This window comes from Bordetella sp. 15P40C-2 (assembly GCF_009763235.1).
Classification (GTDB): domain Bacteria; phylum Pseudomonadota; class Gammaproteobacteria; order Burkholderiales; family Burkholderiaceae_B; genus Bordetella_A.
Genome location: NZ_WSJA01000025.1, coordinates 275,979 through 302,571, shown reverse-complemented (window position 1 = coordinate 302,571; position 26,593 = coordinate 275,979). Strand labels below are relative to the sequence as shown.

The 26,593-nt window shown below is 61.3% G+C and carries 25 protein-coding genes; 17 read left to right on the top strand and 8 right to left on the bottom strand.

Features of this window, described 5'->3' with window-relative positions; all coding sequences use genetic code 11:
- Positions 1 to 18: 18 nt before the first annotated feature.
- The 3 genes from GOQ25_RS12175 to GOQ25_RS12165 all read left to right on the top strand — a co-directional run bounded on the left by GOQ25_RS12175 (position 19) and on the right by GOQ25_RS12165 (position 3,924).
- Positions 19 to 897, top strand: coding sequence for a branched-chain amino acid ABC transporter permease (locus tag GOQ25_RS12175; protein ID WP_160350723.1), 879 nt, complete (start codon positions 19 to 21; stop codon positions 895 to 897).
- Entirely contained in the window at positions 894 to 3,374 is a 2,481-nt protein-coding gene (locus GOQ25_RS12170) for an ATP-binding cassette domain-containing protein (protein ID WP_160350722.1), read from the top strand. The genes GOQ25_RS12175 and GOQ25_RS12170 overlap by 4 nt, the downstream gene beginning before the upstream one ends.
- A gap of 127 nt (positions 3,375 to 3,501) precedes the next feature.
- A complete protein-coding gene (locus GOQ25_RS12165) occupies positions 3,502 to 3,924 on the top strand; it encodes a cupin domain-containing protein (RefSeq protein WP_160350721.1) in 423 nt (140 codons plus the stop codon).
- A gap of 16 nt (positions 3,925 to 3,940) precedes the next feature.
- On the opposite strand, the gene GOQ25_RS12160 is transcribed toward GOQ25_RS12165, so the two are convergent.
- Positions 3,941 to 4,840 (bottom strand): LysR family transcriptional regulator, encoded by a 900-nt coding sequence (locus GOQ25_RS12160; RefSeq protein WP_160350720.1) that lies wholly within the window; start codon positions 4,838 to 4,840, stop codon positions 3,941 to 3,943.
- A 111-nt stretch (positions 4,841 to 4,951) separates the two neighbouring features.
- Here GOQ25_RS12160 and GOQ25_RS12155 point away from each other — a divergent pair, with 111 nt between their 5' ends.
- Together GOQ25_RS12155 and GOQ25_RS12150 are read left to right on the top strand one after the other, a co-directional pair.
- Positions 4,952 to 6,334: an aldehyde dehydrogenase family protein gene (locus GOQ25_RS12155; protein WP_160350719.1), complete on the top strand. Its 1,383-nt coding sequence runs from the start codon at positions 4,952 to 4,954 to the stop codon at positions 6,332 to 6,334.
- A gap of 201 nt (positions 6,335 to 6,535) precedes the next feature.
- Positions 6,536 to 8,401 carry an ankyrin repeat domain-containing protein gene (locus tag GOQ25_RS12150; RefSeq protein WP_160350718.1) on the top strand — a complete coding sequence of 622 codons (1,866 nt, stop codon included), beginning with the start codon at positions 6,536 to 6,538 and terminating at the stop codon, positions 8,399 to 8,401.
- A 57-nt stretch (positions 8,402 to 8,458) separates the two neighbouring features.
- Here GOQ25_RS12150 and GOQ25_RS12145 read toward each other — a convergent pair whose 3' ends face one another.
- The 4 genes from GOQ25_RS12145 to GOQ25_RS12130 all read right to left on the bottom strand — a co-directional run bounded on the left by GOQ25_RS12145 (position 8,459) and on the right by GOQ25_RS12130 (position 11,794).
- Positions 8,459 to 8,860 (bottom strand): hypothetical protein, encoded by a 402-nt coding sequence (locus GOQ25_RS12145; RefSeq protein WP_160350717.1) that lies wholly within the window; start codon positions 8,858 to 8,860, stop codon positions 8,459 to 8,461.
- A 49-nt stretch (positions 8,861 to 8,909) separates the two neighbouring features.
- Positions 8,910 to 10,187: a TRAP transporter large permease gene (locus GOQ25_RS12140; RefSeq protein WP_160350716.1), complete on the bottom strand. Its 1,278-nt coding sequence runs from the start codon at positions 10,185 to 10,187 to the stop codon at positions 8,910 to 8,912.
- A 39-nt stretch (positions 10,188 to 10,226) separates the two neighbouring features.
- Positions 10,227 to 10,727, bottom strand: coding sequence for a TRAP transporter small permease (locus tag GOQ25_RS12135; protein ID WP_160350715.1), 501 nt, complete (start codon positions 10,725 to 10,727; stop codon positions 10,227 to 10,229).
- 89 nt (positions 10,728 to 10,816) lie between these two features.
- Positions 10,817 to 11,794, bottom strand: coding sequence for a TRAP transporter substrate-binding protein (locus GOQ25_RS12130; RefSeq protein ID WP_160350714.1), 978 nt, complete (start codon positions 11,792 to 11,794; stop codon positions 10,817 to 10,819).
- 123 nt (positions 11,795 to 11,917) lie between these two features.
- On the opposite strand from GOQ25_RS12130, the gene GOQ25_RS12125 reads away from it, so the two are divergent.
- From GOQ25_RS12125 to GOQ25_RS12085, 9 genes are all read left to right on the top strand, one after another.
- Positions 11,918 to 14,482 carry an ABC transporter permease gene (locus tag GOQ25_RS12125; RefSeq protein ID WP_370519945.1) on the top strand — a complete coding sequence of 855 codons (2,565 nt, stop codon included), beginning with the start codon at positions 11,918 to 11,920 and terminating at the stop codon, positions 14,480 to 14,482.
- 61 nt (positions 14,483 to 14,543) lie between these two features.
- Positions 14,544 to 14,969 carry a group II truncated hemoglobin gene (locus tag GOQ25_RS12120; RefSeq protein WP_160350713.1) on the top strand — a complete coding sequence of 142 codons (426 nt, stop codon included), beginning with the start codon at positions 14,544 to 14,546 and terminating at the stop codon, positions 14,967 to 14,969.
- A 58-nt stretch (positions 14,970 to 15,027) separates the two neighbouring features.
- Entirely contained in the window at positions 15,028 to 15,675 is a 648-nt protein-coding gene (locus GOQ25_RS12115) for a 3-deoxy-D-manno-octulosonic acid kinase (RefSeq protein WP_160350838.1), read from the top strand.
- A gap of 120 nt (positions 15,676 to 15,795) precedes the next feature.
- Complete coding sequence (locus GOQ25_RS12110; protein WP_160350712.1) at positions 15,796 to 16,899, top strand: polyamine ABC transporter substrate-binding protein; 1,104 nt, start codon at positions 15,796 to 15,798, stop codon at positions 16,897 to 16,899.
- A gap of 5 nt (positions 16,900 to 16,904) precedes the next feature.
- Positions 16,905 to 18,032 carry an ABC transporter ATP-binding protein gene (locus GOQ25_RS12105; protein ID WP_160350711.1) on the top strand — a complete coding sequence of 376 codons (1,128 nt, stop codon included), beginning with the start codon at positions 16,905 to 16,907 and terminating at the stop codon, positions 18,030 to 18,032.
- On the top strand, positions 18,029 to 18,949 hold the full coding sequence (locus GOQ25_RS12100; protein WP_160350710.1) for an ABC transporter permease subunit: 921 nt from the start codon (positions 18,029 to 18,031) through the stop codon (positions 18,947 to 18,949). The genes GOQ25_RS12105 and GOQ25_RS12100 overlap by 4 nt, the downstream gene beginning before the upstream one ends.
- Positions 18,946 to 19,755, top strand: coding sequence for an ABC transporter permease subunit (locus tag GOQ25_RS12095; RefSeq protein ID WP_160350709.1), 810 nt, complete (start codon positions 18,946 to 18,948; stop codon positions 19,753 to 19,755). Before GOQ25_RS12100 ends, GOQ25_RS12095 begins: the two co-directional genes overlap by 4 nt.
- Complete coding sequence (locus tag GOQ25_RS12090) at positions 19,752 to 20,111, top strand: Spx/MgsR family RNA polymerase-binding regulatory protein (protein ID WP_370519944.1); 360 nt, start codon at positions 19,752 to 19,754, stop codon at positions 20,109 to 20,111. Before GOQ25_RS12095 ends, GOQ25_RS12090 begins: the two co-directional genes overlap by 4 nt.
- Positions 20,112 to 20,113: 2 nt before the next feature.
- Positions 20,114 to 20,809, top strand: a complete 696-nt coding sequence (locus GOQ25_RS12085) for a DNA-3-methyladenine glycosylase (protein WP_160350707.1) — start codon at positions 20,114 to 20,116, stop codon at positions 20,807 to 20,809.
- Here the strand turns inward: GOQ25_RS12085 and GOQ25_RS12080 are convergent.
- Positions 20,770 to 21,498, bottom strand: a complete 729-nt coding sequence (locus tag GOQ25_RS12080) for a YrbL family protein (RefSeq protein WP_160350837.1) — start codon at positions 21,496 to 21,498, stop codon at positions 20,770 to 20,772. The genes GOQ25_RS12085 and GOQ25_RS12080 overlap by 40 nt on opposite strands.
- Before the next feature lie 358 nt (positions 21,499 to 21,856).
- On the opposite strand from GOQ25_RS12080, the gene rmuC reads away from it, so the two are divergent.
- The 3 genes from rmuC to phoU all read left to right on the top strand — a co-directional run bounded on the left by rmuC (position 21,857) and on the right by phoU (position 24,779).
- Positions 21,857 to 23,098, top strand: coding sequence for a DNA recombination protein RmuC (gene rmuC, locus GOQ25_RS12075; protein WP_160350836.1), 1,242 nt, complete (start codon positions 21,857 to 21,859; stop codon positions 23,096 to 23,098).
- Between the two features lie 136 nt (positions 23,099 to 23,234).
- Positions 23,235 to 23,912, top strand: coding sequence for a ribose-5-phosphate isomerase RpiA (gene rpiA / locus GOQ25_RS12070; protein ID WP_160350706.1), 678 nt, complete (start codon positions 23,235 to 23,237; stop codon positions 23,910 to 23,912).
- 144 nt (positions 23,913 to 24,056) lie between these two features.
- Positions 24,057 to 24,779 (top strand): phosphate signaling complex protein PhoU, encoded by a 723-nt coding sequence (gene phoU, locus GOQ25_RS12065; protein WP_160350705.1) that lies wholly within the window; start codon positions 24,057 to 24,059, stop codon positions 24,777 to 24,779.
- A gap of 23 nt (positions 24,780 to 24,802) precedes the next feature.
- Here phoU and GOQ25_RS12060 read toward each other — a convergent pair whose 3' ends face one another.
- Together GOQ25_RS12060 and argA are read right to left on the bottom strand one after the other, a co-directional pair.
- Entirely contained in the window at positions 24,803 to 25,075 is a 273-nt protein-coding gene (locus GOQ25_RS12060; protein ID WP_160350704.1) for an oxidative damage protection protein, read from the bottom strand.
- A 144-nt stretch (positions 25,076 to 25,219) separates the two neighbouring features.
- Positions 25,220 to 26,578 (bottom strand): amino-acid N-acetyltransferase, encoded by a 1,359-nt coding sequence (gene argA, locus GOQ25_RS12055; protein ID WP_160350703.1) that lies wholly within the window; start codon positions 26,576 to 26,578, stop codon positions 25,220 to 25,222.
- Between the last annotated feature and the right edge of the window lie 15 nt (positions 26,579 to 26,593).

Below are 26,593 nucleotides of genomic sequence, written 5' to 3'. Positions count from 1 at the left end.
AGTCAAGCGGAGTATGTGATGCAGTCTATAGCGGCGCTCATTACGGGCCTGGGCCTGGGCAGTATGTATGGTTTGATGGCCCTGGGATTTCATGTGACCCATTCCGTGTCGGGCACGGTGAACTTTGCGCAGGGCAGTTCGATGATGCTTGGCGCGGTGCTGTGCTTTACCTTTGCACAGACGCTGGGATGGGGTATGGGTCCCGCCATTGTGTTGGCGCTGCTGTGCTGCGCGCTGTATGGGCTGCTCGTGGAGTTTCTCGCGGTGCGCCCGTTCGCATCGCGAGGGTCCAATGCCTGGCTGATGTCTACCGTGGCGTTAGGCATCGTGTTGGACAACATCGTGATGCACACCTTCGGTAAAGAGCCTCGCAGTCTGCCATCGCCGCTGGCGGTGTCGCCGATCGATATCGGCGGGCAGGGCCTGGGGGTCTATCCGTTGCAGCTGGTGATTCCCCTCATTGGTTTTGCGCTGGCGGGCGCACTGCATGTGGTTGCGCGCCGCACGCGATGGGGCACTGCCTTGCTCGCCGTGGTGCAAAACCGCGATGCGGCACGCTTGATGGGTATTCCCATCAAACGCGCGGTCGCGGCCGCGTTCGCGGTATCGACGGTGTTCGCCGGTGTGGCTGGCATTCTGATCGCGCCGCTCTTTAACGTTAATGCCGATATGGGCACGTTGTTTGGTCTGAAGGCCTTCGCGGTGGCCATTTTGGGTGGTATCTCCAGCGCCTGGGGCGTGATGATCGCGGGGCTGATCTTCGGCATTGCCGAAGCGCTGATCACTGTCACGTGGGGCTCGGGTTACACGCAAATCATCACGTTTGCCTTGGTTATTGTTGTGTTGGCAGTGCGCCCCAACGGTCTCTTCGGTCGGTCAGAGGTCAAGAAAGTATGAAGCACTCATCATTAGTCGCGGGCGCTGCGGCGGTTGCGCTGGTCCTGGCATTGGCGTTCACGCTCAATAGCTATTATGTATTCGTCCTGGCCAGTATCGTATTGATTGCGATCGTGGGTATAGGCTTGAACGTCCTCGTTGGACTGACTGGCCAGGTCTCTTTTGGTCACGTTGGATTTTACGCGATAGGGGCATACACCGTTGCGATCCTGACGACCAAGGCGGGTTGGAGTTTTTGGTCCGCCTGGGCAGCGGGGACCTTCTTTGCCGCCGTGCTGGGCACGCTGTTGGCGTTGCCTGCGTTACGCGTCAAAGGCCCCTATCTGGCCATGATCACGATCGCGTTCAGCTTTATCGTGCAGCACGCCATTGTGGAAATGTCCGGCCTGACAGGCGGGCAAAACGGCATCATGGGCATCATGCCGCCGCAATTGATTGAAAGCTGGAGTCCAGAACAAACCGTGACCGTGCTGGCCCTGGTCTCTGCGGTAGTGCTGATGCTGGCCTACGTGCGCCTTGCGCGAGGAACCTGGGGTGCGGCGATGCGCGCGGTCAACGATAGCGAGACCGCGGCGCAGTCGATCGGCTTGAATCCTCTGGTTGTGAAGGTCGTCGCGTTTACGGTCTCGGCAGCCGCGGCCGGCCTGGCTGGCGGCTTGTTCGCCCCCTTGTCTGGCTTCGTGACGGCCGAGACATTCAGCTTCATGCAGTCCATCCTGTTCGTGCTGGTCGTGATTTTGGGCGGTGCTGGTACTGTGCTGGGTCCGATCGTGGGCGCCTTGGTGGTGGGCTTGTTGCCCGAGCTGCTGGCATCGCTCGAAAGCTATCGTCTCTTGTTCTTCGGCGCGTTGCTGCTGGTCGTATTGTGGGTTGCCCCCGATGGCGTGGTAGGGTTGTGGCGGCAGATGTTCCGTAAGCACAAATCGGATCAGGCACCGGCTGCGATGCCCGCAACGGAGAACGTGGCCCTGTCCAAACGTGAACGCGCGACGCTCGCGGCCGAAGGCCTGGGCATCACCTTTGGCGGTGTGCGTGCGGTGAGCGATCTGTCCATGCATGTGCCGCCATCGAGCGTCACCAGCTTGATCGGTCCGAACGGCGCGGGCAAAACCACAGCGCTCAACATGCTGAGCGGGTTCTATCGTCCCTCTACGGGTGCGGTTCGCCTGGGCGACAAAACATTGTCGGCTTCTTCTGCGTTCCGTATCTCTCGCGCGGGTGTCGCTCGTACCTATCAAACCTCGCAGTTGTTCGGCACGCTCAGCGTCGAAGACAACATTGCACTCGCGATGTGCCGGGGCCGTTTGGGTGGGCTCTTCTCGTCCGCGCGCTATCACGCGCCATCGGTGCGCCAGCATGCCCGTGCGCTGCTCGCGTTTTGTGGATATGAAGGCTCACCGTATATCGCTGCGGCAGGTCTGGCGCATGTAGACCGCCGCTTGGTGGAAATCGCGCGCGCGTTGGCAACAGACCCCGATGTACTGTTGCTGGATGAACCCGCCGCGGGCTTGTCGCGAGAGGATAAAGATCGCCTTGCCGCATTGCTGCGTCGTATCGCAAGCATGGGAGTGGGCGTGGCGCTGGTCGAACATGACATGGCGCTGGTCATGGCGATTTCCGATCAGCTGGTGGTATTGGATGCCGGTAAGCGTCTGGCGGTGGGCACGCCGGCCGAGGTGCAGAATGATCCCGCGGTGAAACAAGCCTATTTGGGCGAATCGCTGGACGCTCCCGTGCGCGATGCCAAAGCGCCACGCGAGCCGGGCAAGGAACTGTTGGGCGTGGACAGTCTTGTGGCTGGCTATGGCGCCGAACCGGTGCTTCACGGCATCAGCCTGCATGTGCGGGCGGGCGAAATGGTGGCGCTGCTGGGCGCCAACGGCGCGGGTAAATCCACGTTAATGCGCACGCTCTCCGGGCTGCATCGCAGTCAGTCGGGCGCGATGCATATCGACGGCCATCAATTGGAAGGGCGGGGCGCGGAGGAGGTGGTGGGTCTCGGTCTCGTACTGGTGCCCGAAGGCCGTCAGGTATTTCCCGAGCTGTCGGTTCTGGACAATATCCGGCTGGGGGCATTCCTGGACCCGACCGATCGCGAAGCGCGTGTGGAAAGCATGTTGCAACGTTTCCCGCGTCTGCGTGAACGTCTGCATCAGCGTGCCGGTCTGCTGTCTGGTGGGGAACAGCAGATGCTGGCGGTGGCACGCGGTCTGATGAGTCGGCCACGCGTGCTGTTGCTGGACGAGCCTTCGCTGGGTCTTGCGCCCAAAGTGATCGCGGAATTGTTCGCGGCCTTGGATCGCTTGCGCGACGAGAACATGACCATCTTGTTGGTGGATCAGATGGCGGGTCTGGCCCTGGCCTTGGCGGATCGCGCTTATGTGCTCGAGGGCGGACACGTGGTCGCCGAAGGCACTGCCGCGCAGATCGCCGCCAACGATGATCTTGCACAAGCCTATCTTGGTGGGCATGCCTGACAGGTGGGCGCGTATCGGACGCGCGCTACGATCCGACGACGGCCGACTTTTGCCGCCGTCGGGTCTGCCCCCAGAGTGCGCAGCGTTCTATGATCACGGGATCATCTGACACATAAAGAGGTCGAACGTGGACGCCCGCGACATCATCAACACCTTGGGCATGCAGCGCCACCCTGAAGGGGGCTGGTTTGTCGAGACGTTTCGAGACACGCAGGGTAGTGGGCGCGCGCATTCGACCGCCATCTATTACCTGCTGGAAGCCGGAGACGCCTCACATTGGCACCGTGTGCACGACGCCGCCGAGGTCTGGCATTTCTACGCCGGCGATCCGCTGCTGCTTAGCGTCTCCGATGGCACCACATCCGAAGACATTACGCTCGGTATTGACCTCGCACGTGGTCAACGTCCGCAGGCCGTGGTGCCGGCCAATTACTGGCAGGCCGCACGTCCGTTGGGACGTTTTACCCTGGTGGGCTGCACCGTCGCGCCGGGGTTCGAATTTTCCAGCTTCGAGATGGCCGAACCTGGATGGCAGCCGACACGCGGCTAGGTAAGCCTCGCAAGCGTCACAGGCTGGCGGCTATGGACGCCTGCGCGGTTGTCGATTGCGCGTGCTCCTGAAGCAACTGCAGAAAGACATCACGCGCCGCCGAACTCGTATCAGTGCGCCAGATCAAATAGGTTTTCAGTACCGCGAACTCAGCTCCCATGGGCCAAGCTTTGACGGTGTGATGTCCTGGCATGCTCTCGAGCATGGAACGCGGGATGATGGCCACACCACCCCCTGCGCTGATACAGGCCAGCATGCTGTGATAGGACTCCATTTCGCGCACCTTGCCCGGCACCGCGCCGTCGCTGGCGAGCCATTTGATCAGATGATGGCGATAGGAACAGTTTTCGCGGAATCCATAAATGACCGCGCCCGCCACATCCTGCCCTCGTGTGACGGGGCCGTGCTGCGACGAAGTGATGATCAGCATTTCTTCGTCGAATACGGGCACGCCCGTCAACGAAGGATGATTGATAGGGCCATCGACCAATGCGGCGGCGAGTTGCCCGTCCAGGACGCCCTGAATCATGGACCCAGACGGCCCTGTCGTTAAATCCAGTTCGACCTGTGGGTAGCGCTGGTTAAAGGCCGCCAACAGCCAAGGAATACGAACGGCCGCCGTGCTTTCCAGTGACCCGAGGGAAAAACGGCCGGCCGGGACGTCTCCGGATAACGCGCGGCGCGCTTCCTCGACCAGTCCGAGAATGCGATTGGTGTAGCCCAGAAACATATGTCCCGCCGGCGATAAGCGCAAACGGTTGTTCTCGCGGATGAAGAGGGAGACGCCTAATTCCGCCTCCAGTTGTTTGACGCGGGTTGTCAAATTGGACGGCACGCGATGCAAGGCCTGGGCAGCCAACGCCACCGTCTTTTGCTGCGCGACGGCGCGAAACATTTCCAGCTGGGCGAAATCCATAACGCTCTCGATTCGTGAATGATTCGTTGAATATTATTCACTTTTCGGTAATTTCTCGCCAGGGTATGGTCACGCTTTACCCATCTCGTTCGAGGATAGGAGATCAGATCCATGAACAAACCCACCGCTGCCATCTCGGTCAACCCCGCCACCGGCGAACAGTTGGCGACTTACCCTTTCGAAACCGCCGCGCAGTTGGAACAAGCCCTCGCGCGTGCCGCCACGGGATTCGCCACATGGAAGCGCACGCCGCTCGCGCAACGTGCCGCGGCCATTACGCGGTTGGCTAAAGCCCTGCGCGACGATATCGATCGCCTGGCCGGCATGATCACCGCCGAGATGGGTAAACCCATCACGCAGGCGCGCGGCGAGATCGAGAAATGCGCGGGTATGTGCGATTGGTATGTGGCCAACGGCCCGGCCATGCTGGAAAACGAACCCACGGCGGTGGATAACCAGAAAGCGTGGGTCGAATACCACCCGCTGGGTCCTATCCTGGCCGTGATGCCGTGGAATTTCCCCATCTGGCAAGTCTTGCGCGGCGCGGTGCCGGCGCTGCTTGCCGGTAATACCTATGTGCTCAAGCATGCACCGAGCGTGATGGGCTGCGCCTACCTGTTGGGCGAAGCCTTTGAGCGCGCCGACTTGCCGGCCGGCGTGTTCGAAATCATCAACGTAGACAACGATCTGGTCTCCGCGGCAATCGTCGATGATCGCATCGCCGCCGTGACCTTGACCGGCAGCGTGCGCGCAGGCGCGGCGATCGGCGCGCAGGCCGGCGCGGCACTGAAAAAATGCGTGCTTGAGCTGGGCGGCTCGGATCCCTTTATCGTGCTGGCGGACGCCAATCTGGACGAGGCGGTGCAGGCCGCCGTGATTGGTCGATTCCAAAACTCGGGACAAGTCTGCGCGGCGGCCAAGCGCTTTATCGTCGAGGACGCGATCTACGATGCGTTCACCGAGCGTTTTGTCGCCAAGACCCGGGAACTGATCATGGGCGATCCGACGGATCCGAAGACCTACATCGGCCCCATGGCGCGTTTCGATCTGCGTGACGAACTCGATAAGCAAGTGCGCCGTACGATCGAAGAGGGCGCAACCTTGCTGATGGGCGGCGAAAAAGCCCCGGGCGCGGGCAACTACTACCAGCCCACGGTATTCGCCAACGTGACCTCGGACATGACATCATTTCGCGAAGAAATGTTCGGCCCGGTAGCGTCCATTATCCGCGCGCGCGATGCCGAGCACGCGGTGGAGCTGGCCAATGACAGCCAGTTCGGCTTGACCGCCACGGTGTACGCGGGCGATCCGCAGCGCGCCTTGGAAATCGGTGCTCAACTGGACGTGGGCGGCGTGTTCGCCAACGGCTATAGCGGCAGCGATGCGCGCGTGCCGTTCGGGGGCGTGAAGAAAAGCGGCTTTGGCCGCGAGCTCTCGCACTTTGGCGTACGCGAATTCTGCAGCGCGAAGACAGTATGGGTGGGGCGTAAATAGGCGTGATGGCGGTAGCGTGGCCGACGCGTCACGCTGCCGCATCGTGCTGCGGTATCAGACCGCTTTACCAAGCCGTGCAGGAACTGCGCTACGAGGCGAGTTACTTAGGGCTGCCAATAACTGAAGTCTATTGCTTCATATTGAAAATAGACATCGTTGTTGGTCATTCCTGATCCAGACATCTTTCTCGTAGTGCGTCCCGTGACTATCAATTCAAATACTTTTTCCCATCTCTGGCCCGCCGGCCATGCGACCGCATTACCCCTTGACGCGGTCACGCCCCTCGATGATTCCGAAGAATGGGATTACATGGAATCGTTGCGTCGGGCTATTGAAGAAGGTGACGAGGGCACGTTGAGCACGCTTTTGCAGCAGCGCCCCGATTTCGATCTCTCCGAACCTCTGAATGAAGGACATCCTGCGCTCTTTCAGGCGGCTATGAAGGGCAATGTGGCGGTTGTTGAGGTCCTGCTTCGCCATTGCGACGCTAGTCCCGCGGTGCTCGCCTCTCCCGGCAACGACTTTGACGTGATGAGCCCGCTGGCCATCGCCTATTTGCTTCAGCATCGTGAGGTGGTTGCGTTACTCTGCGAGGCGGGTGCGGAGGTCAACCACCCGGATGACCAGATAGGCGGGACCCTCCTGTGCCTGGCCGCTGCGCGCGACGATGTGGTGATGTTGAACGTTCTGCGCGCAGCCGGCGCTGATCTGGAATTGATGGGCGTTAACGGCAAGACACCCTTGCTTGCCGCGGTGTCCGGGGGCAATGTGCGGGCGGTCAAGGTGTTGCTCGAAATGGGCGCCAAGATCGATGGTCCCTATCCCGAGGGGCGTGCCCTGTTTACCGCGATTGAACGCGCGGACGCCCACATGGTTGAACTCGTGCTGGACCTGGGCACGCCCGTGAATGTTCGTAATCCGGAGACGGGGCTGACGCCATTGTTGACCGCCATCCGTGCCCAGAAGACAGACGTGGTGCATCTGCTGCTGCAGAGAGGGGCGGACGTCACGGCCAGGGACTATCGGGGCTATAGCGTCTTGCTGAGTGCGATGGAGGCCAAAGCGCCGGAATTGGTCACCTTGTTCGCCGCGCACCCCGACGTCGACATTGCACGGCGGTCGCATCACGCGCTAAGTAATGCAAGAGCGCCTGAAAGCGCCCCATATTTTCAAAGCGATACGCAATGTTTGGTGAATAATGCCGGCCGCGGCAGGTTTTTCTATTCCGAAACGGCCCTGATGGTTGCGGCCCGGTTGGGTAACTTGCCGGCGATCAAAGCGTTCCTCGACGTAAAGCGCACGCCCGACCCCGACCGCAATCGGAACCTGCTCCACGATCCCATGCGGCTGTTGGACGAGCAAAACGACCAGCGATCGACGGCGCTGATGCTGGCCGTGCAGCACGGGCATGTCGACATCGTGGCGGAGCTCAGCGCGCGCGGTGCGAATGCAAACCTGTGTTCAATCGACGGCAAGTTTCCTTTGCTGGTTGCGATCGAGCGCGGGGACGATGCGATGATCGAAGTACTGCTTGCCAGCGGCGTTGACGTCAATGCGTCATCGCGTCCTGATCGAACGACCGCGCTCATGAGGGCAGTGGAGCGGGGGAGAGTCGATCTCCTTTCCGTACTATGCAGCAAGGGTGCACAACTTGATGCCCGGGATGCCGACGCTGGTACGGCGCTGACACGGGCGGTTTACCTCGGAAATCTGGACGCCGTCAAAAAGCTGCTGGAGCTGGGCGCGCAGCCTGGCCCGGGGCCGCGCGCTCGTCAGGTACCCCTGATTCTCGCCGCCATGAAGGGCCGCGCTGATATTGTCGCCGCGTTGATCGAGGCGCGCGCGGATGTGAATGCACGAAGCCTGCGCCATACCGCATTGATGGTGGCCGCTGGCTACAACCATCACGAGGTCGTGCGAATCTTGATCGCCGCCGGAGCGGACATCATGGCCACGAACGGCAACTGGACCGCCAAGCAAATTGCAGCCAAGCGAGGCGCTTGGGCGGCTTATCGGTTATTGCTGGAGGCCGGAGACCTCACCGGCGCACGAAAGCGGCGGCTCTAAGTGCGGTAATTGCGTTGGTTACCGCGTGCCAAGGGCCGGGTGCGTCACGGTGCTCGTTTAAAGTCCACCCAGCAAGTCGTGAGAATTCAACAACTCATACACGATAGCGGGATTGCGATCCAGACCGCGTCGCACAGCGGCGGGGATGGTTTGCCGTGTCTTGCTGCATAGTCCCGGCATCGGTGCGACTTCGATCTGCAGGCCGCGCACGGTGCGCACTTCGTTCGCACCGGGGTGCACGGTTAACGTGATGCCCAAGAGCGCATGCAGGCGTTCCTGCATGCGCCGCAAATCGTCCAGGCTCGCCAGATTTTCCAGGCGCAAGAGCAGCTTCTTTTCTTCCTGGCGCGTCAAGCGCAGTATGCGTATATCCGCGCCCGGCGTCTCCAATAGCCGATCATGATCGCAGATGCAGGCCCCGGGCGGGCAGGGTTGGCGGATAGGAAACGGTGCGTTCATATCAGCTGCCACGGTAGCACAGAGCGATCCTCATCCTCAGGCATGCCGCCTATTTGGCATACACCAGATCGCGCAGCCCCAGCGACAGCCCGGGCCAGTAGGTGATCACCAGCAAGCAGGCGATTACGACCAGCACAAATGGGATCAGCGGTCTGATCAGGCGCTCAAGCGGGACTTTGCCTACCGCACATGCGGCGAACAGATTGACGCCGAAGGGAGGCGTGATCATCCCGAGCGCCAGGTTCACCACCATGATGACGCCGAAATGCACCGGCTCGATGCCGAACTGCATGGCGACCGGCAGCAATAGCGGGGCCAGCACCACCACAGAAGCTGATGTTTCGATAAACATGCCAATGACAAAAAGCGCCGCATTGACCCCGATCAGGAACGTCGTCTTGTCGTGGAACAGTTGCGCCAGCCACGCGCCCAGCGCGTCCGGCACGCCCGCGCGATTGAGCAAAAAGCTGAACACGCCCGCATTGGCGATGATGAACATGATCACCGAGGTCGAGATCACCGAGCGGTGTAGCGTGTCGGAGATCGTGCGCAGGCTGAGCCGCCCGTAGACGAACTTCCCGACCAGCACGGCGTACACCACGGCCACCACCGAGGCTTCCGTGGGCGTAAAGATGCCACCATAGATGCCACCCAGGATAATCACGGGCATCAGCAAGGCCAGCCACGCCCGTTTAAACGAGGGCCACAAGGGTAATCGGCCTTGACCATCGAGCTTGCCGAGGTTGTTGCGTTTGGCGTAGAGCCAGACATACAGCATCAGCGCGGCGCCAATTAAGATGCCCGGCACCACGCCCGCGATAAACAGTTCACCTGTCGACGTGTCGGTGGACACGGCAAATAGAATCATCGGAATCGAAGGTGGAATGATCACGCCGAGCTCGGCCGCGCTGGCTTGCAGCGACGCAGCGAAAGGTGCGGGATACCCATGTCGCACCATCGCGGGAATTAGGATCGCCCCCACGGCGAACGTGGTGGCGACACTCGACCCCGCGACGGCTGCGAAGATCATGCAGGTCAGCACGCAGGTGCAAGCCAGTCCGCCCTGGATGCCGCCCACCACGCTCTTGGCGAACTCCACCATGCGTTCCGAAATGCCGCCGGCTTCCATCAGGTTGCCGGCCAAAATAAAAAACGGCACTGCCACCAGCGGATATTTATCGAGCGCGGCATACAGTTGCTGCGCAATCACCAGCCACGGCAGGCCGGCGACATGCACGCCAGTCACACTGGCCAGACCGATGGCGACCGCAACGGGCACGGACAGCCCGAAGAAGATCAGCATCGTGAGAATCATTAATTGCGACATGACAGATAACCCGGATGCAAAGCGTGCCGTATAACGGAATCAACCCTGTGCGTCATTACGAACCGGCGCGGGTTCGTCGGCGCCGAGCAGCCAACGCATCAAGACCGCGATAGCGGCCAGCGTCGCGCCCACGGGGATGGCGAGATAGATCCAAGAAATCGGGATATCCAGACTCGGTACGTTCTGAAAGCGCACGCGATAAGTCATTTGCCCGCCAATCCAGGCGATAAACCCCAGAAAGCCTATGCAGGTCACTGCGATGACGTGCTGCAGCCACCGTTGCCATCGATGCTTCAGCAGGTTCTGTAGCAGTTCCACGCTGATCATCGCGCCATGGCGAAACGCCAGGGAAATGCCCAGCAATACGGTCCAGATCAGCAAGGCGCGCGTGAGCACCTCGCTCCAATCAGCGGGCGACTGCAGGATGAATCGGGCGATGACTTGATAGAACGCAGCGCCCGCCGAGGCGACCAGCAACAACTGCGCGATGACGGACACGACCTTAAAGAGGACGCGTTCGGTGATACGGAGCATACGCATGGGATTCCAGATGCGGATGGGGGCGGAATGAGAAACTGGTCAAGCCATGCGAACCACGTCATGCGCCTGGCTTGACCCACCTGCAACGATTACTTCGTATTCCGGATCGAGTCGATCAGACCCTTATCGTATTTTTTATAGTATTCCGCATAGACCTTCTCCACTGCAGCGGCGAAGGCGGGGCCATCGACATCGGTAGTGACCTCCATGCCTTCGGCGCGCAATTGATCCACGCCGGTTTTCTCGATGTTATCGACAAAATCGCGCATGGCTTGGGCGGATGCCTTGCCGGCTTGCTTGAACTGCGCTTTTTGCTCGTCCGAAAGACTGTCGTAGACATTCGGCGACATCAGCACCAGCGCGGGGCCATACACGTGCCCGGTCAGAGACAGGTGCTTCTGGATTTGCGACAGCTTGGCGGACGTAATCACCGACAGCGGGTTTTCCTGGCCGTCGATCGTGCCTTGCTGCAACGCGGTCGCGACCTCGGGCCATGCCATGGGCGTGGGCAGAATGCCGATCGCGCGGAATGCGGTGATATGGATCGGGTTCTCCGTGGTGCGGATCTTCAGGCCCTTGGCATCGGCCGGCGTTTTCACGGGACGGACGTTATTGGTCAGATGGCGAAAGCCCTGTTCGCCCCAGGCCAGCGCGACGATGCCCCGGTCGGGGAATTTCGCCAGCATGTCCTGGCCGATGTCGCTGTCGAGCACCTTGCGCGCGTGATCCAGATCACGCAGCAGGAACGGAATGTCGAATACGCCGGTCTCGGGTACGAAGTTCAGCGTGGCGCCGGTCGAGACGATGGCCAAGTCGATCGTGCCGATTTGCAGGCCCTCGATCACCTCGCGTTCGCCACCCAACGCGCTATTTGCAAACTGCTGCACTTTGTATTTGCCGCCCGTCGATTGCTCGATGGACTTGGCAAAGGCATCGGCGCCCGCGCCATAGTGCGAGTTGGTGGACAGCGCGTATGCCATCTTCAGCGTGTTCTGCGCGGCGGCGGGCAGCGCGGCGGTGACAGCGCAGGCAGCCATGATGGTTGCGGCGAGCCAAGTCTTGCGCATAGTGTCTTCTCCTTTATTTGAACGAATTCTGATGTCGTCGGTCGCATGTTACGCCCTGCGCGCATGATAGCGGGATTCAGCTGACAAACCACCGATAAACCCGTGATTGGTTACCATTGAAGAATGATGGATTTCCCTGATTCCGACCTTGCTGGCCGTCCTGTGATCGAAAAAAATCGAACCCCTCGCCCTAGTCTGATGGCCACGCTGCGCCAGGGCGCGCGCATGATGTGGCGCGACGCGCGGGCCGGCGAGTTGCGGCTCTTGATATGGGCATTGGTCGTGGCGGTCGCGGCAGTGACCAGCGTGGGATTTTTAGCCGACAGGGTAGGGCAGGCACTGACTCGCGATGCCAGTCAGATGTTGGGGGCGGATCTGCTGCTCGAGGCAGATGCGCCGGTGGCGCAGGATCAGATCGATGCCGCGCGGCAGCGTGGGTTAGAGGTTTCGCGCACCTGGCAGTTTCCTTCCATGGCCAGTGCGGGCGATGCGGCGCAACTTGTATCGGTCAAGGCGGTCGAGGCGGGATATCCCTTGCGTGGCAGCCTGCGCGTGGCGGTTGACCCCGTTACAGCGGGTGAACTCACCAATGATATCCCGGCGGCGGGCACCGTATGGGTGGATGCGCAACTGCTGGCATTGTTGAATATCGGGGTTGGCGACTCGCTGGGGCTGGGGGACAGCCACTTTCGGGTGTCGCGGGTGATCACCTATGAGCCGGATCGTGGCATGCAGTTCGTCAACGTCGCGCCGCGCGTGCTGATGCGCGCCGACGAATTGGAGGCGACCGGTTTAGTCACGCTGGGTAGCCGCGTCGGCCACGCGCTGTTGGTCGCGGGTGATCCGAACGAGATGGCCGCCTACTCCTCCTGGTTGCAGGGCCACCTGCAAAAAGGGCAGAAGATCGCCACTGTGGAATCGGGTCGGCCCGAAGTGCAGCGCACGCTCGATCGCGCACAGCGCTTTTTGGCCCTGGTGGCGTTGCTGGCGGTCTTGATTTCGGCGGTGGCCGTTGCGCTGGCCGCTGGGCGTTTCATGGTGCGTCACCGCGATGGGATCGCGGTGATGCGCTGTCTGGGTGCCGAACAACGGCAAATCACCCTGATGCTCCTCGCTGAATTCGTGCTGGTTGGCTTGTGCGCGTCCGCTGCGGGTGGCCTGCTCGGTTATGCGGTGCACGAGGGCTTGGTATACGCACTCGGCAATTTGATCGACACCGAGTTACCTGCGCCGTCGCTCATGCCGGCGCTGCAAGGGCTGGTCACGGGCATATTGCTGCTGTTGGGATTCGCGCTGCCCTCGTTGGCGCAGTTGCGTCATGTGCCGCCCGCGCGCGTCTTGCGGCGCGAAGCCGATGGCGGGCGCTTGCGGGGAGTGCTGGGTTACGCGTTGGGCGCCGTGGGCTTCGCGCTCTTGATCTGGTGGTTCGCCGGGAATGCGCGGCTCGGCGGCGTGGTGGCGGCTGGCTTTCTTGGTGCGTTTGGCGCTTTCGCTCTGGTGGCGTGGCTATGCGTGCTTGCCCTGGCGCGCCTGCGGGGCTGGGCGGCAGGGATGCCCACGCTGCGGTTTGCGTTGGCCGGTGTGGTGCGTCGCAGGGCGGCCACCATCACGCAGGTCTGCGCGCTGGCCGTCGGACTCATGGCGTTGCTGCTGCTCGCGATGACCCGGACCGACTTGGTCGCGGGCTGGCAGCGTACCTTGCCGGCGGATGCGCCCAACCGGTTTCTGATCAATATTCAGCCAGACCAACGTGAGCCCGTGCAGAATCTCCTGGCCACGCATGGGATCGATCATCCGACGTTGTGGCCCATGGTGCGCGGCCGGCTGGTCGCCGTCGATGGCCGCCAGGTCGGCCCCGACGACTACGACGAGCCGCGGGCCAAACGCTTGGTCAATCGCGAATTCAACTTGTCGTACGGCACACAGTTGCCGGCCGCCAACCGCGTGGTCGATGGCCGATGGCTGAACCCCAATGCGCCAGAAGTTTCCCTCGAGGCCGGACTGGCGAAATCGCTGGGCATCGGTGTCGGCAGCGTACTGACGTTCGATGTCGCCGGTCAGCCGATAGACGTCACGGTAGCGGGCACGCGCAGCGTGGACTGGGACTCGATGCAGGTCAATTTTTTCGCGGTGTTGTCACCGGTGGCCTTGCGGGATGCACCTCAGAACTGGATTACGTCCTTTCACCTGCCGGCCGACCGCGCCGATCTCCCCCGCGAACTCCTTAAGCAGTTTCCCAATCTGACCGTGTTCGATGTGGGCTCGATTCTGAGTCAACTGCAATCCGTGCTGGATCAGGTGATCACTGCCGTCCAGCTATTATTCGTCTTTACCCTGGCGGCCGGCGTGCTGGTGCTGTCGGCGGCGCTGACGGCTACGCGCGATGAACGCATCCGCGAGGCCGCCGTGCTGCGTGCCCTGGGCGCCACGCGCAGCCAGCTCGCCCGCGCGCAGCGCCTGGAGGTTTGGGCGGTGGGCGGGCTGGCCGGCTTGCTGGCGGCCGCCGGGGCGAGCGCGATTGCCTGGGCGCTGTCGACCTACGTATTCGATTTCCGTATCACGTTGAGCCTGTGGCCCTGGTTGGCGGGCATCGGCGTGGGCATACTGGCCGCCTGGGGCGGCGCGGCCATGGCGTTGCGCGGGGTGCTGCGCACGCCTCCTTTATTGACGTTGCGACAGGCCGGATGACGGCCGGCATGTTGGAAACAAAATCCGGTGCGAGCGTGTCGCACCGGCTAGCGAGATTGTGATGACCTCTACCCGGGTGCAACCCACGACCGAATCTTTGGACAACTCGGTCACCTTGTTTGAAACCCTAGGCGGCGAGCCTGCGATTCGCGCGCTCGTGGACCGGTTTTATGACCTGATGGAAATGGAATCGGACTTCGCCATTTTGCGCGCCGCGCATGGGCCGAGCCTCGATTCGGCGCGCGACAAGCTGTTTCTGTTTCTGTGCGGGTATTTTGGCGGGCCGAATTACTACATCGAGCGTTATGGCCATCCTCGGTTGCGCGCGCGCCATCTGCCGTTTTCGATTGGCATCGTAGAGCGCGATCAGTGGCTCGCTTGCATGGGCCGCGCCATGCAGGACGAAGGCTTCCCACCGGAACTCGTGGACCGCCTGCTGGAGGCGTTTTTCGGCACGGCTGACTGGATGCGCAATCGTGACGGCTAAACGCGATATCGACGCGGATACGCAGTCGCTTTCCTGGTCAGGGCCGCCCGCGGGGGCCATGCTGTGCAGCGCGCGCGTCGGCTCAGCGAGCCCGGATCTGCTGGATCCCGCCCACTACGGCGATCATGCGCGTCCTGTCGACGCGGGCGGGCGCCAAGCCGCGTGGTTTGTCGAAAAAGACGGCTGGCACGGCGTGCTGCGCGGTTACCGGCGCGGCGGCCTGGTCGCACGCTTGAGCCGCGAGGCCTATATTTGGCAGGGCGAATCGCGCACGCGCAGCTTTCGCGAATATCGCCTGCTGGCTTGGATGCGAGAGCAGGGCCTGAATGTCCCCGCGCCGCTAGCGGCCGCCTATTGGCGCCACGGATTGACCTACCGCGCAGCGATCCTCGTGGAACGAATCCCCGATGTCCGTCCACTGGCCCATTTGCTGGACGAACCCGTATGGGAGGCCGCCGCCCGCGCCATCGCTGCCATGCATCGCGCGGGCGTCTGGCATGCGGATCTGAACGCCTTTAACATTTTGCTCGATGCTCAGGGCTTGGCCTGGCTGATCGACTTCGACCGAGGCACTCAAGGCGGCGTGTCCGAAAGCCAGCGCCGCGCCAATCTGTTGCGTTTGCGCCGTTCCCTGGAGAAAGTCGGCGGCGAGCGCGGTCTGGAATGTTGGGAGCGTCTGGAACGTTCCTATCAGGCGCTATATTGACGCTACCGCTGTCATAAACAGGAAAATCGGCCCTGCCGCGGGCCGGACCTCGCCAAAAAGGCATTATCATTTTGCCCTTTGGCAAATTTCGCATTCGTCGAATGCGGCAAGGGGCTCGCAATGAAAAAATACGCGGGAATGCAGTGGGCGCTCGGGGCGACGCTGGCTGTTGCTGCGATCTCGAGTGCCTGGGCGAAAGACCAGGTCGTGAATGTTTATAACTGGGCGGAATACACGGCCCCCGACACCATTCCCGGCTTTGAGCGCGAGACGGGCATCAAGGCGCGTTACGACGTCTACGACAGTAACGACACCTTGCAGGCCAAGCTGCTGACCGGTAAATCCGGCTACGACGTGGTGGTTCCTTCCACCCATTATGCGTCGCGGCAGATCCAGGGCGGCCTGTATCAGAAACTCGACAAATCCAAGATTCCCAATTGGTCGAATCTGGATCCGGACATCATGGCGCTGGTCGCCTCGATCGATCCGGGCAACGAGTATGTCATTCCCTGGGGTTACGGCACCAATGGCCTGGGTTACAACGTCACCAAGGTCAAGCAGATCTTTGGCGACGATGTCGATCTGGCCAACTGGGACATGCTGTTCAAGCCCGAAAACGCCGCGAAACTGAAAGAATGCGGCATCTCCATGCTCGACGAGGCCGCGCAGGTGTTTCCGGCTGTCCTCAAATACATGGGCAAGGACCCCAACAGCGAAAATCCCGACGACTACAAAGAGGCCCTGGCGCTGCTCAAGCAGATCCGCCCCTACATCCGTCAGTTCAGCTCGTCCGGTTATATCGATGAGCTGGCTGTGGGCGACCTGTGCATGGTCTATGGCTTTTCGGGCGACGTGATGATTTCGCGCAAGCGCGCGCAGGACGCTAAAAAGTCCTACGAGATCAATTACTTCATCCCGAAGGGCGGTGCGCCCGCTTGGTTCGATGTGATGGCGATCCCCAAAGACGCCAAGAATGTCGACGAGGCGCACGCCTTTATCAACTACATCGAGAAACCCGAAGTTCACGCGGCGATCACCAACACCATGTTCTATCCCAATGCCAACAAGGCGGCGCGCGAGTTCGTGGTCAAGGACGTAGCGGATAATCCGATGATTTATCCGCCGGCCGATGTCGCCAAATCGCTGTACGTGATCAAGGCGCAACCGATGAATATTCAACGCCTGCAGACTCGCATGTGGGCGGAACTCAAGTCCGGACGATAGGCATCATGAGCGAAAGCCGGTATACGGCGCAGCATACGGTCGACCCTGATGAGTTCATCAAGGTCACCGATCTGGTGAAGATTTTTGGCGACGTGGTCGCGGTGCGTTCGGTCAATCTGAGCGTCAGGCGCAATGAGATTTTCGCGCTCTTGGGTAGCTCCGGTTGCGGCAAATCGACCTTGTTACGCATGCTGGCCGGGTTTGAGGAAGCCACCTCGGGCCAGATCATGCTCGATGGCGAGGACATCACCCGCGTGCCGCCGTATCGCCGGCCCGTGAACATGATGTTCCAGTCGTATGCGCTTTTCCCGCATATGACGGTCGAAGCCAACGTCGCGTTTGGCTTGAAGCAGGAGGGCGTCGATCGCGCGGAAATCCACGACCGCGTGTTCGAGGCGCTGGACCTCGTGCAAATGGCCGGATACTCGCGCCGCAAGCCCCATCAGTTGTCGGGCGGCCAACAGCAGCGCGTCGCGCTGGCGCGTAGCCTGGTCAAACGCCCCAAGCTCTTGCTGCTGGACGAGCCCATGTCAGCGCTGGACAAGCAGATCCGTCAAAAGACGCAGATCGAGCTCGTCAAAATCCTGGAACAAGTCGGCGTGACCTGCATCATGGTGACGCACGACCAGGAAGAAGCCATGACCATGGCGCATCGCCTCGCCGTCATGACAGAAGGCCAGATCGTGCAATGCGGCACGCCGCAAGACGTGTACGCGTTCCCGAACTCGCGCTTCGTGGCGGGCTTTATCGGATCGACCAATCTGCTGTCGGGCACCATCGTCGTGGATGAGCCCGACCATGTGGCGATCGAATGCCCCGAGCTTTCGCGTACGCTCTACGTCAGCCATGGCGTGAGCGAGCCGCTAGGCATGGAGGTTCATGTCTCCATCCGCCCAGAACGCATGGTCGTCACCCGCGCGCAACCCGAGGGCGACTATAACTGGGCGCATGGCATGGTCAGCCATATGGCCTGGATGGGTAGCTATGCCCTCTATCAAATCCGCCTGGACTCCGGCAAGGTCGTCGAAGCCAGCGTGCCTAGCTTGCAGCTCACGCAGTTCGATGCCCCCGGTATCGACGAAGAGGTCTACGTGAGCTGGGATGCGGACAGCGCGACGGTGCTGGCATCATGAAACGGCTGGACCCGCGTAATCTGATGCCATCAGGTCGCACGCTGGCCATCGTGCCGCCATTTATCTGGCTGGCGCTGTGCCTGCTGATTCCGTTTCTGCTGGTACTGAAGATCAGTTTCGCCGAACTGGAATTCGGCATTCCGCCTTACACGGCGCTGGCGGAATTCGAAGATGAGGCTGTGCGATTCAGTTTGCACCTTGCCGGCTACATCCGACTGTTTACCGACAGTCTGTACCTGCAAACGTATTTGAGTTCGCTGAAAATGGCGGCGGTCACCACCGTGTGCTGCGTGGTGATCGGCTATCCAATTGCCTACTACATCGCGCGATCGTCGCCATCGATACGCAATCTGCTGCTGTTAGGCGTGATACTGCCGTTCTGGACTTCATTGCTATTGCGCGTCTATGCGTGGGTCGGCATCCTGCGCAATGATGGCCTGCTCAATAAGTTCTTGATGAGCCTGGGCATTATCTCCAGCCCGCTGGAGATTTATCGCACGGATCTGGCGGTATATATCGGGCTGATCTACGCCTATCTGCCATTTTTTATTCTGCCGTTGTACGCCAATCTGGTGAAGATGGATCTGCGTCTGCTCGAAGCCGCCTACGACCTCGGCGCGCGGCCGTGGCAGGCCTTCTGGCGCATCACCGTGCCGTTGTCGCGTCCGGGTGTCATCGCGGGGGCAATGCTGGTGTTCATTCCTTCCGTTGGCGAATACGTGATCCCCGAGATGTTGGGCGGTGCGAATACGCTGATGATGGGCCGCGTGATGTGGAACGAGTTCTTCAATAACGCCGACTGGCCGATGGCTTCGGCCGTTACCTGCATCATGGTGCTGCTGTTATTGGTGCCGCTCGCCCTGTTCCAGTACAACCAGGTGCGCCAGCAAGAACTGAGCACGCGGGGGCGAGCATGAAAGGGCCCAATAAATCCCTGCGTGCCGTGGTGCTAGGCCTGGGCTACTTCTTTCTGTATGCGCCCATCCTCAGCCTGATGGTGTTTTCGTTCAACGATTCACCGCTGGTGACCTCGTGGAGCGGATTCTCGCTGCGTTGGTATAGCGCGTTATTTCAGGATAGCGCGCTGCTGAGCGCCGCCTGGCTGTCCTTCAAGATCGCCGTCTTCACAGCGACTGCCGCGGTCGTCATCGGCACTTGGGCGGGCTACGTGCTGGGACGCATGGGTCGTTTTCGCGGGTTCACGTTGTATCTCGGCATGCTGAGCGCGCCCCTGGTGATTCCGGAAGTCGTGCTCGGCATCTCGCTCTTGCTCATGTTCGTGGAAATGCGCACGCTCTTTGGCTGGCCGGCCGACAATGGCGTGTTTACCATCTGGGTGGGACACGTCACCTTGTGCGTAGCCTACGTGGCGGTCGTGCTGCAAGCGCGTATCCGGGATCTGGATCGTTCGCTCGAAGAAGCCGCGCTCGACCTGGGCGCGACACCGCTCACGGTGTTCTTCCGTATTACCTTGCCCATGATTGCGCCCGCATTGATGGCGGCCTGGCTGCTGGCGTTTACCTTGTCGCTCGACGATGTGGTCATCGCCTCGTTCCTGTCGGGCCCTGGCTCGACGACGTTGCCGATGGAAGTCTTCTCGCGCGTGCGCCTGGGCTTAAAACCCGAAGTCAATGCGCTGGCCACGATTTTCATCCTGGCCGTCGGCGTATGCGTCATCATCATGAATCGCCTGCAGCAGCGCAGGGAAGAGGAGTCGAAGTGAAGCAGCAAGCCACCCTCTACGGTCTGACCAAGTGCAGCACCTGTGTGAAGGCGCGCGAATGGTTGAAGTCCAATAACGTCGCCCACGAGTTCATCGACTATCGCGACCAGCCCGTGCCCGCCGCCACCTTGAAGGCGTGGGCCGACAAGCTGGGCGGTTGGGAAAAGCTGGTCAATCGCGCTTCCATGACCTGGCGCAATCTGGCCGATGACCGCAAGACCGCGCAGACCGATGCAGAATGGACGCAGTTGATCGCTGAATATCCTGCCCTGGTGCGCCGGCCCGTCACCGTAACGCCAGACGGCGAAGTCAGCGTCGGCTTTTCCGAAAAACGCTACACAGAACGCTTCGCTTGAATATGACACGCCAGCCTGGCCCCGCGTTGCCCGATGCCTTTTTCGATCGCGACGCCTGCCAGCTGGCGCGTGATCTGCTTGGCAAGGTTATACGCCGACGCCTGGGCGATCTGTGGCTGTCGGTTCGTATCATCGAGACCGAGGCGTATTACCTGGACGAGAAGGGCAGCCATGCCTCTCTGGGCTTCACGCACAAGCGCCGCGCGCTGTTCATGGATGGCGGCACGGTCTACATGTACTACGCGCGCGGTGGCGATTCCCTGAATTTCAGTGCGGGCGGGCCGGGTAATGCCGTGCTTATTAAATCGGCTTATCCCGTCACCGATGCAGTCTCCGGCCCAGAGGCGCTGGCGCGCATGCAGGCGCTCAGTCCCGACGCCAGAGGCCTGCCTCGTCCGCCTACACGTCTGTGCGCGGGGCAAACACTGCTATGTCGCGCGTTGGGCTTGAAAGTCCCCGACTGGGACGCAAAACGTTTCGATCCGGATACCTTTTTCGTCGAAGACATCGGGCAATCGCCGCAGCGCCTCATTAACACGCCGCGTCTGGGTATCCCGCCAGGGCGTGACGAACATCTGCGCTACCGCTACGTGGACCCCGACTACGCGCCTTATTGCACACGCAATCCGCTGCGCCGGGGCCAGCAGGCTGGTCGCGATTACGATTGGGTTGATCGCGACGGCGTCATTTTGGCCTGAGCTTCATCGTACTCGCGCTGAATGCGTGCCCGCCAGGCCGCATACTTGCGCCGCATACGACGATCGTTCAGGCGCTTGCTCCAGGCATACAGCGGAATCAACGGCAATACGCCAAAGCCATCGATCAAGTACATGCCCGGTTTTCCGTCGGCATTGCGCCCCAGCGCGATGTTCTTGGCCGACAGATCGCTGATCACGACGTGAGCATCAATCAGCTCCTCGAAAAACGCATCCAGCTGCGCGCTGAGTTCCGGCGTCATGCCGCCGCGAGCCATCAACTTTGCCAGCGTGGGCGCCAGAGCGCCATCGTCTCCGGTGATCTTTTCGACGAGTTGCCCCAGACCCAGCGACGTCTGTGCCAACCCGACCACGCGCGCCATGGGCACCTGCCACGCCTGCGTGGGCGTGGTCGTGGTGGTCACATATTCCGAAATCTCGTCCAGATACACGCGATAAGCGCGATCGCGTTGAAACTGCTTGTAGAAACGCTTGAACGGCTTGCGCGCCAGATAGGCGTTGTAGGCATCCAGGTTCACCACTTTCACCAGCAGGGAAGGCTCGGACGGATGCTGGAACACATAGCGATCGGCGCCCTTGGCGAGGATCTGCGCGCCGGACAGATCTAAAGGGCCGAACACTTGGTTGAAGTGACCTGCGCCAGCCCCGGCGATGTGCGCCGTGGCGGCCATTGCCGTGGCGGCCAGCGCCGTGGTGGGCTGGTGCGTGGAAGCTCCGGAAGAAAAGGTGTCAGAATGCAAAACGATATCGGATTGGTCTGGTATTGCGTCATTGTCGAAGGTCTGCGCTTCCCGTGCAACTTCGCAGGGTAAACGCTGCGACTTATTGGCACGCTTTACCAGGGAGGGCCTCCTCCTGATGAACAGCCGGGGAGGGACCCTGCGAACCGCAAGTTCACCTGGTCAGCCCGCCTACAATAGCGCTTTCAGGAGATCGCTTTTGTTTGACACCATCGCGTGGACTCAGGTTTTGCCGTGGATAACCTTAGGTATCTCGGTGCTCGTCCTTCTCTTCGTTGCGCGCCTGTCGATGCGCCGCTCGGACACAACGACGGTCGAAACCGTGTTGGACAGCCTGGACCGACTCGAGCGCGATTTGCGTATCGAACTCGACGACATGCAGCGCGGACTGCGTGCCGAGTTCTCCGAATCCGCACGCGGATTGCGCATGGAGCTCGCGCAAAGTCAGGAGGCGCTGCGTGCCGTGCTGTCGCGCGATGCGCAGGCCGCGCGGGCGGAATACGCACAGTCCCTGACACGATTCTCGACCCAATTCAGCGAACGTCTCGAGGGCTTGGTCGCCATCAACGACCGTCGTATGCAGGAAGTGCGCCAAACCGTGGATCAACGTCTGCAATCGCTGCAGGCCGACAACGGGGCGCGGCTAGAGGAAATGCGCCGTACGGTGGACGAAAAGCTGCACGCGACGCTGGAACAACGCCTGGGCGAATCGTTCAAGCTCGTCTCCGATCGCCTGGACGCGGTCCACAAGGGACTGGGCGAAATGCAATCGCTTGCCGCCGGCGTTGGCGATCTGAAGCGCGTCCTGACCAACGTTAAATCGCGTGGCACCTGGGGCGAAGTCCAGCTGGCCCGCCTGATCCAAGATGTGATGACGCCGGACCAATATGCGGCCAACGTCAAACCCGTGCCCGGCAGCGACGCGGTGGTCGAATTCGCCATCCGCCTGCCCGGTCGCGCCTCCGGCTCGGATCCTGTATGGCTGCCCATCGATGCCAAATTCCCCAAAGAAGAATACGAGCGTTTGATGGACGCCTACGACGCCGCCGATGCGGAGTCCGAACGCAGCGCCGGTGCGGCGCTCGCGCGCGCCATCGAAATCCAGGCGCGTCAGATTTCGACCAAATACATCGCGCCGCCTCACACCACCGATTTCGCCATTATGTTTCTACCCACCGAGGGACTGTATGCCGAGGTGCTGCGCCGTCCGGGTTTGATCGACAAGCTGCAGGGCATGCGCGTGAATGTATCGGGGCCGAGCAACCTTGCAGCGATGCTCAATAGCCTGCAGATGGGCTTTCGTACCCTCGCCATCGAACAGCGTTCGTCCGAAGTCTGGCAGGTGCTGCGCGCAGTTAAAACCGAGTTCGCGAAATTCGGCGAGTCGCTCGCCAGCGTGAAAAAGACCCTGGACACCGCCAGCAGCAAACTCGGCCAAACCGAGGTCCGTACCCGCGCGATGCTGCGTAATTTGAAAACGGTCGAGGCATTGCCCGACGACGAGGCCACCAAGCTGCTGGGCGAGGATTGAGCTGACGCCAGTGCGGGTTTGCCGCGCCCGTCCGTGTCTTCTGTAAAATTTCTCCTGCAGGCGGCGAGGTTTCCCCTGATCCCGCGCCACCGGCCCTTTATGAACTCAACGCGCGCTTCTGGCGCGCTCGCGCACCATGCTCACTCAGCAAGAACTCAAGCAGCAAGCCGCCGATGCGGCGCTCGCCCTGATCGAACCCCTGGTTGGCCCCGACGTCATCATCGGCGTGGGCACCGGGTCCACCGCCGACCTTTTCATCGACGGTCTGGCCCGTTTCAAGGGCAAACTGGGTGGCACGGTCGCTAGCTCCGAACGTAGCGCCGCTCGTCTGGCCGGTCACGGACTGAAAGTCTATGACCTGAACGAGGTGACCTCCATGCCCGTCTACATCGACGGGGCCGACGAGATCGATGGCCGCCTGCACATGATCAAGGGCGGCGGCGCGGCGCACACACGCGAGAAAATCGTCGCTTCCGTGGCCGAGCGATTCATCTGCATCGCCGACGAATCGAAACTGGTCGAACGCCTGGGCAAGTTTCCGTTGCCCGTCGAAGTCATCCCCATGGCGCGCGAATCGGTCGCACGCGCGCTCGCCGCGCTGGGCGGTAAGCCCAAGCTGCGCGAAGGCGTGACCACCGACAACGGCAACATCATTCTGGACGTGGCCGGTCTACAGATCGATGACGCGCCCGCGCTGGAGCTCATCGTCAACAATATCGCTGGCGTCGTGACCTGCGGCCTGTTCGCGCGTGTCGGCGCGCACGTGGCGCTGCTTGCCACGCAAAACGGTGTGCGCCGCTTGGACCGCGACTGAGCGACAACCCGCTTCAGGACTCGCCCTGACGACGCGTTTCATATTCCTGTCACAATCCCGCCATAACCTTGCGGGTCGGCAGGCCCCTCTATTCGTTTCCAATATAGGGTGAAAGCCATGTACAAACCGACGCAGGGAGTCCGGATGACGGAGCACACCAACAAGCAGTTCGAGGCCGATCTGGCCAGCGTCCGCTCGCAGTTTCTGCAAATGGGCGGCCTGGTCGAGGCGATGATTCAGGAAGCGGTGCAGGCCGTGCCGACGGGCGACATGGAACTGGTCGAAAAGGTCCGCGAGCGCGAGAAACTCGTCAATCGCCACGAGGTCGAGATCGACGAGCGCATCAGCCTGATCCTCGCCCGTCATCAGCCGACTGCGATCGACCTGCGCACGCTGCTCGCGGTCTCGAAAATGCTCACCGATATGGAGCGCTGCGGCGACGAGGCAGAGAAAATCGTCAACGCCGTGCGGCGCATGGTCGAGGCCGATCAACGTTTCATGCCCGTCATCGAGCTGCACCATATGGGCAGCAGCGTGGTCCGCATGCTGCACGAGGTGCTAGACGCCTTTGCCCGCCTGGACCCGATCCAGGCCGCGCAAGTCGTGCGCAAAGACAAAGAAGTCGACCGCGAGTGGAAGAGCACCCTGCGTAACCTCATCACCTACATGATGGAGGACCCGCGCACCATATCCCGGGCGATCGATCTGGTGTTCATCGCCCGCGCGCTGGAACGCATCGGCGACCATGCCAAGAATATGGCGGAGCGGGTGATTTATCTGGTGCGTGGCGCCGATGTGCGCCACACGGGTGCCAAGAATGCAGAGCGTCAGGCTCGCGGGGAATCGGGGGAAGCAGCATCCACATAATGGCATGTGGATGCCGCGTTTCATCACGCCGACGGCGGCACGAAGCCCTGGGCTTCCACGCTGCCATCTTCGAACAAAAAGCGTTCCATCTGCTGCTGCAGATATTTGCGCGCGCGGGCGTCTGCCAGATTCAGGCGGTTTTCATTCACCAGACGCGTCTGCACCTGTTTCCATTCTTCCCAAGCTTCCTTGGAAATGCTTTGCCAGATACGCGTGCCCATTTCGCCGGGATAAGGCGGAAAATCCAGCCCTTCGGCTTCGCGTTTCAGTTTTACACAGTTGACGGTACGGGACATGTTTCGCTGCCGAGTTGAAATAATGGACCTGTCATTTTACCGGCCCTGGCGAGCGAACGGGAATGGCGGTCCTGGCAGGCGCAAACGAACGGCACCGCATGCAGCAGGCTATGGCGCCGACATCTCTGCGCCATAGCAAGCCGGTTACAGCTTCTTAATAAAAATCATGCTGTTGCGCGAACGATTGTAGTGGCTTTGCCGATCGCGCGGCAGATCCGAGATACCGCCTTGCACGAAGCCACGCTTGATAAACCAATGCGCCGTGCGCGTGGTCAGCACGAAAAGACGTCGCGCACCAATGGCCCGCGCCCGCGATTCCATGTGTCGCAGCAGGATTTCGCCTTCACCGGTGCCTTGCCATTCCGGGTGCACAATGAGGCAGGCCATTTCGGCCATATGGTCTTCCGGGTAGGGATGCAACGCCGCGCAGCCATAAATCACGCCATCGTGCTCCAGCACCGTGAAATGTTCGACCTCGCGTTCGATCACACTGCGCGGGCGCGGGACCAGCGTGCCGTCGGCTTCCAGCGGCTCGATCAGGCTCAGGATCGCGCCCACATCGTCCAGCGTGGCCGGACGCAAATCGTCCAGCGTGTCTTCCACCACCATCGTGCCCACGCCATCGTGGGTGAAGATCTCAAGCAGCACGCTGCCGTCCAGCGAGAACGGCACCAGATGCGCGCGCGCCACGCCGCGTTTGACCGCCAGCGACGCATGGCGCAGGTACAAGGTGGTGTCTTCGTCCAGCTCGCCCTGTTGTAGCAGCGCATCCGCATCGGCGCGTGCCAGTTCCGTGTCCACGTCACCGTCGGGTCCCAGCACGCCCGGCGAGGCCGACAAGAAGATCAGCTTCTCGGCACGCAGCGCCACGGCCACGCTGGTGGCCAGATCCTCCATCGCGAGATTGAACGCATCCCCCGTGGGCGAGAACCCCAGCGGCGAGAGCAGCACCACCGACGAACCTTTCTCGATAGCGAACTTCAGCGCATCCACATCGATCTTGCGCACCTGACCGGTGTGCTGATAATCCACGCCATCGACCACGCCCGTAGGACGGGCAGTGACAAAATTCCCGGAAATCACGCGGATGTGCGAATGCGACATCGGCGTGTTGGGCAAGCCCTGGCTAAACGCCGCCTCGATGTCCAGGCGAATCTCGCCCGCGGCCTCCTTCGCGCATTCCAACGCGGCCGGGTCCGTGGGCGCCATGCCGCGGTCAAACTGCTGCGTAAAGCCTTTCAGCCGCAACTGTTCATTGACCTGGGGGCGTGAACCATGCACCAGGATCAGACGAATGCCCAGCGCGGACAGCAATGACAAATCCTGGACCAGCGCATTGAGCGCGCCGGCCTGCACCAGCTCGCCACCAAAGCCAATCACAAAGGTCTTGCCTCGGAAAGCATGCACATACGGCGCCACCTCGCGGAACCATCGGACAAACTGGGCCGGGGCGAATTCGGGGGCTTCTTGGGCAGAGACGGTGTCGGGTTCCTGATCGGACATGATGGGAGGGTGCGG